The sequence below is a fragment of the Paenibacillus sp. PK4536 genome, assembly GCF_028594455.2.
Lineage (GTDB): Bacteria > Bacillota > Bacilli > Paenibacillales > Paenibacillaceae > Saccharibacillus > Saccharibacillus nuruki.
In genome coordinates, this window is the sequence record NZ_CP126313.1 from 3589367 (window position 1) to 3603642 (window position 14276).

Consider the following 14276-nt stretch of genomic DNA (forward strand, 5'->3'; position numbering starts at 1 on the left):
GGGAGGCTCATCATGAGTAAGCGTCTTGAAATTGAAAAAATGGTTTATCTTACACCGCTACAAGAGGGCATGTTATTTCATTCGATGATGGAGCCTGATTCATCCGCTTATATCGAACAAGTACAATTATCTATTACAGGCGAATTGGATCATTCTATGTTAGAGCAAAGTATGCAAACCGTGATTCAGCGCCATGAAACGTTGCGTTCCAATTTGTATCACAAAAATATGGCACGTCCTCGTCAAATTATTTTTAAAGAACGTTCTATTTCTATTCAATATATAGATGGGATGCACACTTCAGATGATGTAGCAGAGCAGATAAAGAAAGATCGTCAGACTCCATTTGATCTAACTAAAGATTTATTAATACGTATTTCTGTACTTCATACAGGAACAGAACAATATACTATTCTTTTTACTTTCCACCATATTATTATGGATGGTTGGTGTCTGGGGATTGTTCTAGAAGAATTATTGACTATTTATGCAGCACTACGTAATGGTGAGACTATTCAGTTAGCTGAACCTGTTATGTACAGTCAATATGTCAAATGGTTAGAACAACAAAATGAAGAAGAAGCTCAGTCCTATTGGGAGAACCTATTACAAGGATATGATCAACAATCAACAATTCCTTCTATCAGTACTTTAACTGGGAAAAGCGATTTTCAAATTAAACCTACATCTTCCTATGAAATAGGAGAGTATTCTTTTCAGTTAAGTGTTCCATTGAGTCGTTTGCTTCGTCAAACAAGTGAATCTTATGGAGTTACAGTAAGTAATCTTTTTCTAGCGGTCTGGGGAGTTATCCTTGGTAGATATAATCAGCGTGAAGATGTAGTTTTTGGAACGGTGATCTCAGGTCGGCCACCACAGATTCAAGGGATTGAACGAATGGTAGGTTCATTTATCAACACCATTCCAGTGCGTATTCAGATGTCGAGTGAACAGACATTTGCACAATTATTTAGACACATTCGTCAATTGATGATCGAAGCGCAGACATATGATTATTGTTCATTAGCCGAAATTCAATCTCGTAGTGAATTGAAGCAACAACTGCTTGATCATATTATGGTATTTGAAAATTATCCATTACAAGATCTTGTCCAACAAAATGAATGGGCTGAAAAGCTAGGTTTTCATATCACAAATGCTCATTTATCTGAACAAACACCGTATGATTTCAATATTGAAATCGAAGATGCAGAACAATTTACTATTTTGTTATCTTATAATCGTCAAAAATATGATGAATCTATAATGAAGCAGATCGAAGGACACTTGATACAAGTGTTAACACAAGCAATACAGTCACCTGAAAGACCTCTTATCGAAATCAATATGATGACAAAAGAAGAATCTATGATCATTCTTGAAAATTGGAGTGGTCCACATACAGATCGTGTACCAACTACATTTCATGCCTTATTTGAGCAACAAGCTTTGCTTACACCTGATCATATAGCAGTTATAGATGAGTATGAAGAACTTAGTTATAACGAATTAAATGCACGTGCGAATCAACTGGCACAAGTATTACAACAGCAAGGGGTGCGTCGTGGTCATCCAGTAGCTATTCTGGTTGAACGTTCGGCACAAATGATTATTGCAGCACTTGCAGTCATGAAATCAGGTGGTGCTTATATACCTGTTGATCCCACGTACCCTTCAGAACGCATTGCTTATATGTTACAAGATAGTGGAACAGCACTTTTAATAAGCCAATCTTATCTGGTATCTGCTCTGGAAAATAGTAACTATACAGGTCAGACGATATATATCGATCAGTTAAAAGAACGTGAAACTACGGCTGTTGTAGAAAACGAAAGTGTGGATGATTCTGACCTTGCTTACATCATCTATACTTCTGGAACAACAGGCAATGCCAAAGGCGTTATGATTGAACACGGTCAATATGTGAACACAGCATACGGATATCGAGATGACTATCGTCTGAAAGAATTTGCAGTAAAGTTATTGCAAATTGCTAGCTTTTCTTTCGATGTATTTGCAGGAGACATGGCACGTACTTTCTTAAATGGAGGAACAATGGTGATCTGTCCGCAAGACGTTCGGATTGATCCTTCTGCATTATCACAATATCTTGTCAAACATCAAATTACTGTATTTGAATCTACACCTGCTTTAATTTTACCTCTAATGAAAGAAATATATGAGCAACATATTCAACTGGATACGATGAAATTATTAATTACCAGTTCAGATAGTTGTAGTGTACAAGATTATCGAGTCTTACTTGAACGGTTTGGATCACGTATGCGTATTATGAACAGTTACGGAGTCACTGAAGCAGCGATTGATTCTAGTTTTTACGAAGAGGACGCAGATCATTTACCAGTTAGCGGTAATGTACCTATTGGAAGACCTCTGGCCAATCATTCTTTTTATATCGTAGATCAGTATCTTCGTCCAGTTCCTGTAGGTGTAGCCGGTGAATTATGTATAGGTGGACAGTCTGTTGCTCGTGGATACCTGAATCGTACTGAACTTAGCGCAGAGAAATTTATTACAAATCCCTTTTCTGAAAAAGGTAGATTATATCGTACAGGTGATCTAGCACGATGGTTACCTGATGGGCAGGTTGATTTTATTGGACGAATCGATTATCAAGTGAAGATTCGAGGATATCGTATTGAATTAGGCGAAATCGAATCTGTACTGCTAGCTCAGTCGATGGTTGAGCAAGCTATTGTAACCGATCGTAGAGATGAACAAGGAGATAAATATCTTTGTGCCTATGTTACAGGAACAATTGATATTCAAGTATTACGAACAATATTGCTAGCACAACTTCCAGTGTATATGATTCCTGCGCATTTTGTTCATCTAGAGACTTTACCACTTACGCCAAATGGTAAAATCGATCGCAAAGCGCTTCCTGCACCGACCGATTCGCCAATAACGACTTCTTCTTATGCCAAACCTCGTAATACAACAGAGGTAGAAATGGCTCAAATCTGGGAAGACGTATTGAGTATTAATCGTGTTGGAATTGACGATTCTTTTTTTGAACTGGGTGGACATTCACTCAAAGCAGTAATGTTAGTTGGACGGATTACCAAGCAATTCGGTGTTGAATTACCTATACGTCATGTATTTGCTTATCCAACCATACGTCAAATGGCACCACTAGTAAGAGGTGCTGAAGATACAGGTTACACTGAAATTGAAGTAGCACCTATTCAAGAATATTATGATGTTTCATCAGCGCAAAAAAGACTGTTCATTATTGATCAGTTAGGCGATACTCAGCAAGCTTATAACATGAGCGCTGTATTAGAATTACAGGGGAAATTAGATCAAACACGGTTGGAAAAAGCATTTGCAGCTATGGTTGAACGTCACGAATCGTTACGTACTTCTTTCCACTTTGTCGATGGACAACCTGTACAAAAAATTCATCCTCAGGTTGATTTTCAAGTCAGTTATCGTGAAGATGATTTTGCAGATCCAGCACAACTGATGGAATCTTTTATCCGTCCATTTTCATTGGATCAAGCACCATTACTGCGTGTAGAACTTATTGAGGTTGCTAATGATCATCATATATTGCTTGCAGATATGCATCATATTATTACAGACGGTATATCTATAGAAGTATTTGTGGAAGAATTTAGCCGTTTATATGCGCAAGAAGAATTACCAGAGCTACGTATTCAATATAAAGACTATGCGGTATGGCAACAAAGCATGATGGAAGAGACTAGAGAAAAGCAACTCCCGTACTGGGAACAACTATTTGATCAGGGCAAAGATGTTCCTGTACTCAATCTGCCAACTGACTGGAGTCGTCCAGTTATGAAAAATTTTGAAGGCAGTAGTCTGATACAGGAATTGAAGCCTGAACTGACTCGGGAATTGTATGCGTTATGTGCCAAATCTGGAACGACTCTTTATATGGTGATGTTAGCTGCTTATGCTAGTTTGTTGTATCGCTATACGAGTCAACAAGATCTGGTGATTGGTTCACCTATTGCAGGTAGACCTCATCCAGATATTGAGCAAATCATCGGTATGTTTGTTAATACATTACCAATTCGTACTCATATAGACCCTGAACAGACATTTATGCAATTGCTTGAACAGACCAAGCAACAGACGTTAACAGCTTATGAGCATCAAGATATTCCATTTGAAGAAGTGGTCGAACGTTTGAATTTGCGCCGTGATGTTAGTCGTAATCCTTTATTTGATGTCATGTTCGTTCTCCAAAATACGGGTATGAAACAGATCGAAGTAGAAGACCTAACTTTCCGTCCGGTTGATTTCGAAATGGGTATTGCCAAATTTGATGTAACCTTAAATGTCGAAGAATTTACAGATAAATTAATTGTTTCTTTAGAATATGCTACTAAATTATTTCGTATAGAAACAGCACAACAAATGCTTAATCATTATATGGCGATTTTAATAGCTATTGCTTCTAATCCAGAAACATCTATAGCAGATATACCTCTATTGCAAAAAGAAGAGCAAGACCAATTGTTCTTATTTAATCATACAGCAGCTCCATATGCTGAGCAGGATACGTTGTATCAACTATGGGAAAAACAAGTACACAAAACACCTGATCATATTGCTTTAATTTGTGGAGATCGTCAGATCACGTACACAGAATTAAATGCTAGAGCGAATACGTTAGCCATGAAATTACGCAATCAAGGTGTAGAACCTGATGCTATTGTTGGGCTGATGGTAGAACGCTCACTTGAAATGGTGGTTGGTATTCTAGGAATTCTCAAAGCAGGGGGCGCTTATTTACCGATCGACCCTTCACATCCTGAAGAACGTATTCAATTTGTTTTAGAGGATAGCCAGACTTCATGGTTATTACGACAATCTCATCTTGGAGAATCCATCGCTTTTGCTGGGACTACTTTTATATTAGAAGAATCAGAAATGTACGATGAACATATGCATGATCTATCGCCTATGAGTCAATCTACAAATCTTGCTTATGTTATCTACACATCGGGTTCAACAGGTCGCCCTAAAGGAGCTATGATTGAACATCATTCTGTGATCAATCGTCTGCAATGGATGCAAAATCGCTATCCTTTGGGAACAGAAGATGTGATATTGCAAAAGACTCCATTCAGCTTCGATGTCTCGGTATGGGAACTGTTCTGGTGGGGAGAAGTAGGCGCTAAAGTAGTTTTATTGCCACCAGGAGGAGAAAAAGATCCTGAGATTATCTTAACTGAAATAGAAAAGCATCATGTGACTACTATGCACTTTGTACCTTCAATGCTATCTGCTTTTCTAGATGTATTAGAAAATTCTTCTCGTATTCATCAAATTCGAAGCCTTCGCCGCGTTTTTGCAAGTGGAGAAGCTTTACCAGTGAGATTAGTAGAACGATTTAATCGTTTAATTGCAACTCATTATGGAGCAGAACTTATTAACCTGTATGGACCTACGGAAGCAACAGTAGATGTCAGTTATTATGATTGCCCTTCAACAAACGAAGTTGTAAAAGTACCTATTGGTAAACCTATAGATAATATTCAATTATTTATAGTAGATGCACAGTATCATTTGCAACCTATTGGAGTTGCTGGAGAACTATGCATTTCAGGAGTAGGGTTGGCTCGAGGATATTTGAATCGACCTGAATTAACAGCAGAGAAATTTATCGAGAATCCATTTGTACCCGGTCAAAAAATGTATCGCACAGGAGATCTCGCTCGTTGGTTGCCCGATGGAAATATCGAATATTTAGGGCGAATTGATCATCAAGTGAAAATTCGAGGGTATCGAATCGAATTGGGTGAGATTGAGACTCATTTATTCCGTCACGAAGTCGTTAGTGAAGTACATGTAATGACCCGTCAAGTCTCTGATGAAGGACAAGAACTGTGCGCTTATATCGTGCCTGATTTGAATCAAGTAGTAGATATAGCCGAATTACGCTCTTTCTTGGCTCTATATGTTCCTGAGTATATGATTCCAGCTCATTTTGTATTTTTGGATCATATGCCAGTGACTGCTAACGGTAAAATTGATCGTCGCGCATTACCTGAACCTGATCTCAATCAGCGTCATACTCAAGCTTATGAAGCTCCGCAGACTGAGGTACAACAGATATTAGCTAACGTATGGCAAGAAGTACTAGGCATTCGCCAAGTAGGCATCACAGATAACTTTTTTGAATATGGTGGCGATTCAATCAAGGCTTTACAAATAGCATCACGTCTTAATCGTCAAGGACTCAAAATGGAAATTCGGGATCTTTTCCGATACTCAGATATTGTCAGTATTGCTCCTTATATTGAGAAAGTAGAGCGTCAAATTTCTCAGGATGAAGTACAAGGTGAAGCTCTACTTACACCTATTCAAAAACGTTTCTTTGAATATAATCTGGGGCAACATCAACATTATAATCAAGCAGTCATGCTTCAAAGTACTAACCGAATAGATATAGATGTACTGAATCAAGTATTTCAGCAAGTGGTTGAACATCATGATGCTTTGAGAATGGTATATAAGCAGCATAAAGACATTGTATCTGCACAACATCGCAGTATAAAAGAAGAACATTTATACCTGTTAGATGCACATGATTATTCTCAATACTCCCAGACACAAGCGTATGAACAGATAGAGCAAATAGCAGATCGTCTTCAGCATAGTTTGAATCTAGAGCAAGGACCTTTAATTCGTGCAGCTCTATTTCAAGCGCCAGAAGAAGATCAATTGTTCATTGTCATTCATCACTTGGTGGTAGATGGCGTGTCATGGAGAATTTTATTGGAAGATTTGGAAGTAGGCTATCAGCAAATTTTACAAAAACAGTCTATCCAATTCCCTTCCAAAAGCGACTCTTATGCAGAGTGGTCAGCACGTTTAGACCAATACTCTAATGAACAAAAAGCAATAGAAGAGTTGGCATACTGGAATACATGGGCATCACAGAAACAAGAACCGTTGCCACAAGATATGCCTGTTATAGATGATGGATATGAACAAGATAGTCGTGAAGAAGTAATGACTCTAAGTAAAGAGGATACTCAGCGTCTACTTCAACAGACCAACCATGCTTATAATACCGAAATCAATGATATTTTACTGACAGCATTAGGGCTTACTTTCTATGAATGGAGCGGTCGATCACAGATTCATGTCAGCGTAGAAGGTCATGGTCGTGAGTCTTTGTTCAGCAATATAGATATTTCGAGAACAGTTGGATGGTTTACCGTTATGTATCCACATATTTTGAATATAGATCATGCGGATGATCTGGGATATCAGTTGAAAGAAATTAAAGATGGATTGAGGAGAGTTCCGAACCAAGGTATAGGATATGGTATTCTTCGTTATTTAACATTAGAACAGGAATCACTACCTTTGGAGAAGCTACGTACTGCTCAAGAACCAGCAATTAGTTTCAATTATTTAGGTCAGTTTGATGAAGCTAGTAACGAATCATCACAACGTCTTCTTCAATCTTCTCCTTTATCCGTAGGAATAGAAATCCATCCAGAAATGAAACGTGCATTTACATTGGATATTAATGGGATGGTTAATGATGGACAGCTGAAAATGACCTTTAATTATAATCGTCATCAGTATACTCCAGCGACTATAGCGAAATTGGCCAAACAGTATCAGCACTATTTACTGAAGTTGATTGATCATTGTACAGGTAAGCAGACGACAGAACAGAGTCCTACGGATTTCACATATAATCAGCTTTCAATTGGTCAATTGGATCAGATTAGCAACATGTTAAGCGGAAAGTTGAAATGATTTTCAGTCAGAAGGTATGTTAATCCAGAAAGGATGAGCACTTTGAGTCAGCCACAAATTCAAGATATTTATCCATTATCTCCAATGCAAGAAGGCATGCTATATCATTCATTATTAGATCCAGATTCAGATGCTTATTTTCAGCAAAATGTTATTACTTTGCAGGAAACGTTGAACCCTTATTGGGTTCAACAAAGTCTGCAACAGATTATTAATCGTTATGATGTTTTTCGTACGATTTTTCTGCATAAAGAAACAGAACGTCCTTTGCAAGTCGTTTTAAAAGAGCGTGAAGCACCTCGTGTGGAAATCAAGGATGTTCGCCAGCACTCGGACGCTCAAAAACAGCAACTACTGACAGAATTTCAGCAACAAGATCGTATATCCGGGTTCGATCTGGAGAGCGATGTTCCTCTGCGTATCACTCTTTTTCAATGGAAAGAGGGGATATCAAAATTAGTATGGAGTTTCCCGCATATTATAATGGATGGTTGGTGTCTAGGCATTGTAGCTAAAGATTTCTTTGCTATCTATACGTCTTTACGTGATCAGACAACTGTTCAATTAGAGACCGTCTATCCATTTAGCCAATTTATTCAATGGATAGAACGTCAAGATAAGACGGAAGCTTCTACTTATTGGAACAATTATTTGGAAGGATTAGATCAAGAGACGGTTATTCCTGGATATATACGTTCATTAGATAAAAATTCACAGGCATTTGATTTAGAACAGCATACTTTTCGCTGGAATCAACAGTTAACTCATCAGCTAGAACAATTAGCAAGGCAGTATCAAGTAACTGTGAGTACTGTATTTCAAGCAGCATGGGGAGTGATGCTCCAGAGTTATAATTGTCGTCGCGATGTGGTATTTGGCGCTGTCGTTTCGGGAAGGCCTGAACATATTTTAGGAATCGAAGAAATGGTAGGCTTATTTATTAATACTTTACCTGTAAGAGTACAAAGCAAGGAAGAACAGACATTTGTATCATTATTAGCACAGATGCAGTCTGCTATGAACGAAGGGACTCGTTACAGTTATCAGTCGCTTGCAGAACTTCAGAATCAATCTATATTGAAGCAAAATTTATTGTCACATATTCTTGTTTTTGAAAATTATCCGCTATCTGAAGAAATTACTCATGGTGATGAAAACGGTAATGCAAGCTTACAGATTACAGACGTCGACGGATTTGAACAAACGAATTATGATTTGACCGTTATGGTGGTACCGGGTCAGGAATTAGAAATTTCATTTTCATACAATCTGCATCGTTATGAGTCATCATTTATGATTCGTATGGCAGATCATTTAACCCGTGTTATTGAACAAATTATACATACACCGGATATAGAGTTGTCGCGTATCCAATTGCTGACTCCTCATGAGTGGACTCAAGTGGTTGAGGAGTTCAATGCTACAGATGCCGAATATCCTTCTCATCTTACTATTCATTCGTGGTTCGCAGAACAAGTGGAACGTACACCAGATCAATTGGCTGTAAGAGATGGGCATACTTCACTGACTTATACCCAATTGGATAAGCAATCGAGTGACTTGGCTCGGCTGTTACGTGCTCAAGGTGTTCGCCCTGATGACATTGTAGGCATTATGATGGAACGTTCTCATTATATGATGGTCAGTCTACTAGCAATTCTCAAATCAGGTGCTGCTTATCTTCCCCTTGATCCTTTTCATCCGCAAGAACGCTTGGAATTTATACTTCAAGATAGTGGAGCACAGGTAGTAGTGACTACTGTTCAGCATGAATCACGTTTACCTGAACATCTTCATTTGATTACGGTAGATACAATAACGCCTGATGAGAACGAGGCGTATCATGAGGATGATCTTATTCTAGTAGAACCTTCTCATCTCGCTTATGTCATCTATACGTCCGGTACCACTGGAAATCCTAAAGGAGCGATGATTGAACATCGATCTTTAGTGAATCGAATCCACTGGATGCAAAAGCAGTATCCGCTGACTTCACAAGATGTTATTTTACAAAAAACACCTTACAGTTTTGATGTTTCTGTATGGGAATTATTCTGGTGGAGCACACAGGGAGCAAGCGTAGTCTTTTTAGAACCGGAAGCGGAAAAAGATCCTGCTATGATTGCACAAGCGATTGCTCAGTATGGAGTCACTACGATTCATTTTGTACCATCGATGTTATCTGTTTTTCTAGAACATCTTGAACTAAAAGCAGAAGTAGAACGGTTATCCAGTCTTCGTTATGTATTTGCGAGTGGAGAAGCTTTACAAGTGCAACAAGTCAATCGCTTTAATGATCTTCTTTATAAAACGAATAATACACGTCTTATTAATTTATATGGTCCTACTGAAGCTACTATTGATGTATCTTATTATGATTGTTCACACCAAGACAACAATATACAGTCTATCCCTATCGGACGTCCTATAGATAATACTCAATTGTATATTATGAACACAGCTCTGCTTCCACAGCCTATTGGTGTTCCAGGAGAATTATGTATTGCCGGGGTAGGATTAGCTAGAGGATACCTCAATCGGGAGCAACTTACTTCTGAAAAGTTTGTACCTATTCCACATCAACCTCAGCAACGTATGTATCGTACAGGTGATCTTGCACGCTGGCTACCTGACGGAAATATCGAATACATGGGACGCTTAGATCATCAGGTGAAAATTCGTGGGTACCGCATCGAATTAGGAGAAATCGAAGCCATTCTTTTGGAAGACAAATCGATTAAAGAATGTGTTGTGTTAGATCGTCGTGATGATCAGCAACAAGCGGTATTGTGTGCTTATCTAGTGAGTGATACAGAAGACATTTTACTTGAAGAAGCTATTCGTGCACGTATAGCTAGCAAACTACCATCCTACATGATTCCTACTCATTTTATGATGATTACGCATATCCCTGTGACTTCTAATGGCAAAATTGATCGTCGCTATTTGCAAAATATAGAACTGGATCAAACATCTACTGAATATGTAGAACCCTCTGGTGCAATAGAAGAAAAGTTAGCTGATATATGGAAAAAGTTGCTGAATGTCAAAGTCGTTAGTGCTACAGATTCCTTTTTTCAACTAGGTGGTCATTCTTTAAAAGCATCTCAACTGGTTGCTTTGATTCATCAACAATGTCAGGTGGATGTACCGTTACGTCAGATTTTTAAATATCCTATATTACGCGACCTAGCTAGATTCATTACAACAAGTGAATATGAACTAACTACGTCGATTCAACCTGCACCTGAACAGCCCTATTATCCTGTAACTTCTGCTCAGCGCCGATTGCTTATTTTGGATCAGTTGGAACAACACAGTTCTGCATATCATATTCCACATGTACTTCTGACAGAGCAACATGTAGATATTTCACGTTTACAGTCTGTTTTTGAACAGTTGATTCAACGACATGAATCGTTCCGTACTTCATTTACAATGGTACACGAACAACCTGTGCAACATATTCATCCTCAATCACATTTTCAACTTGAAGTTACAAGATCGGACTTGGATTATCAATCCATTGTTCATGCTGAACATAATCTATTCGATTCAATTATTGATACATTTATACGTCCATTTGATCTGAGTCAAGCTCCTTTGTTACGTGCAACCGTCGTACAGTTTGTAAACGGCGGAAGCGCATTGCTGATTGATATGCACCATATTATCGCGGATGGAGTCTCGTTGACTATTATTACAGATGAATTTAATCGCCTGTATGAAGGTCAGTCCTTACCTGCTCTCAAGCTTCAATACAAAGATTATGCAGTATGGCAACAGACACATTCAGATCGTATGGGTACACAAACTCAATATTGGCTAGATCAGTTATCAGGAGAATTGCCTATCTTGAATTTACCTGCTGATTTCTCCAGACCTGCGTTACAACAATTTCAAGGTGATCATTTTTTATGCACGCTTAGTGCCTCCGAAACACGACAACTTAAAAAATTAGCTTCTGATTATGGAGTTACTTTGTACATGTTGTTATTAGCGGCTTACCATACATTGTTGCATAAATATACAGGTCAACAAGATATTATTACAGGCTCACCTATTGCTGGAAGATCACATGCTGATGTTCAATCGATCGTAGGGATGTTCGTCAATACGTTAGCGATACGGAGTCAACCCCAACCAGATAGCACATTTATTCAATTTCTAGACGAGATCAAACAACTATCTATTGGAGCGTTTGAAAATCAAGAAGTACCCATTGAACAAATCATAGATGGGTTAGCTTTGCGACGTGATTTAAGCCGGAATCCATTATTTGATACGATGCTTATTGTACAAACGATGGAATTTGATGATACAGCAAGTAAAGATGTGCTGTGGAAAGCTTATGAATACAATGCAGCAGTATCCAAAGTAGATTTGACTCTACAAGTAGAAGAACAAGAACAGCAACTTCAATTCCAGTGGGAATATGCCACCCACTTATTTAAGCAAGAAACGATTCAACATATAGCAGAGCACTGGTTGTGTTTATTAACTGCTATTATTGATTCTCCTGAAGCTCGATTGTCTGAACTTCATATGTTAACTTCGGGTGAACAAGAACAACTATTGTATCAATTCAATCCAATTCCAGTAGCTTATGCAGATCAGATGACCATTCATGGATGGTTTGAACAACAAGCACAAGAGACTCCGAATGCGATTGCTCTGATGTGGTCTGAGCATCAATTGACCTATCAACAGTTAGATGAGCAGGCGAATCAACTAGCTCGTTTGTTAATCAGTCATGGTTCAGGACCAGATCGCTTGATTGGACTTATGACTGAACGTTCTGATTGGATGATTATTAGTCTACTGGCTATCCTGAAATCAGGAAGTGCTTATGTACCGATTGATCCTGATTATCCAGCTGCTCGTGTGCAGTATATGTTAGAAAATAGTGAAGCTTCCCTATTAATCACTCAACGTAACCTTGTAAAAGACTGGGAATATTCAGGAACAATGATTATGGTAGACGATCGAGAATGGGCTACAGAATCGACTCAAAAATTACATCTACCAATCCCGGTTCGTTCGAAACATTTAGCTTATGTTATTTATACTTCTGGATCTACTGGACAGCCCAAAGGCGTGATGCTTCAACATCAATCGGTAGTGAATTTCATTACAGCAATGCGACAAGAACTTCATTTTACAGCAGGTCATAAAGTGCTTGCTTTAACTACACTATCATTTGATATTTTTGTATTAGAAACGCTCGTTCCATTAACTAGCGGTATGACTGTGGTTATAGCAGAAGAAGTACATCAAAAAAATCCGCATCTTTTAGCAGCATTGATTCGACATCATCAGATTCATATGATCCAAATGACACCTTCTCGTCTACAAATGTTGATGAATAGTAAAGAAGACGCGCAGTGTCTAAATAATGTGCAAGAACTTTTAATTGGTGGAGAAGCTTTGCCATTATCTTTACTACAAGCTGTGCAATCATTTAAAAACCTGCGAATTTATAACATGTATGGTCCTACAGAAACGACTGTCTGGTCAGCAATGTATGAATTAACAGATGCTTCTGCTATTCGAATTGGACATCCTATATTGAATACACAGATTCGTATTGTAAATGGACAAGGTCAATTGCAACCGATCGGTATAGCCGGGGAGTTATGTATAGCTGGTGAAGGGTTAGCTCGTGGATATTGGAAACAGGATGTTCTTACATCTGAAAAGTTTGTAGATGATCCTTATGGACTTTTAGTCACTGAAAGCAATGCGTCTATCTATGCAGAATCTACAGGTCAAGCTCAATCGTCCAAAATGTACAAAACAGGGGATCTGGCACGCTGGTTACCTTCAGGTGAGATCGAATTTTTGGGAAGGATAGATCATCAAGTTAAAGTTCGAGGGCATCGAATCGAGCTTGGAGAGATTGAAGAAATATTGACCCTTCTACCCGCAGTCAATGAAGCGATTGTGTTAGCAATTAAAGATCATGCTGATCAGTATACATTAGCTGCCTATTTGGTACTAGTGGATTCTACATCCATTTCGTTATTGGCTGAGATCCAGACTCATTTACTTTCACAGTTGCCTGATTATATGGTTCCTTCTTCTTTTGCACTCATAGAGAAGATGCCATTAACACCTAATGGCAAAATTGATCGTAATGCTTTACTCCATATAGAGACCGAAACGATTGCATTAACAGATTATATCGCTCCACGTCATGAAATGGATCAAGATTTAATTGAAATATGGTCGGATATTTTAAATCAACCACAATCACAGATCGGAATTCAACACTCCTTTTTTGAGCTAGGTGGGCATTCGTTGAATGCATCATTGTTTATTGTACGTCTACGGGAGAAGTGGGGGATACAATTAGATCTGCGTCATTTTTTCCAATATCCTACTATTGAATGGACAGCCGATCAAATCATACAAGAGCAAGAAGAACTGCGACGTTTTGAAGAGTTGCTGCGTGAAGTAGAAAGTATGGAACAGTTGTAACATGATAGCCAATAGGTAGA

2 protein-coding genes are annotated in these 14276 nt (G+C 38.4%); both read left to right on the forward strand.

The window, feature by feature from the left end; genetic code table 11:
• Positions 1-12 precede the first annotated feature (12 nt).
• Positions 13-7776, forward strand: coding sequence for a non-ribosomal peptide synthetase (locus PO903_RS16020; protein ID WP_273593924.1), 7764 nt, complete (start codon positions 13-15; stop codon positions 7774-7776).
• Between the two features lie 42 nt (positions 7777-7818).
• Positions 7819-14256, forward strand: a complete 6438-nt coding sequence (locus tag PO903_RS16025) for a non-ribosomal peptide synthetase (protein WP_273593925.1) — start codon at positions 7819-7821, stop codon at positions 14254-14256.
• Positions 14257-14276 lie beyond the last annotated feature (20 nt).

Bases quoted from the DNA above. Each gene is read 5' to 3' on its own strand.
- PO903_RS16020 (WP_273593924.1), top strand. From the start codon at position 13: ATGAGTAAGCGTCTTGAAATTGAAAAAATGGTTTATCTTACACCGCTA.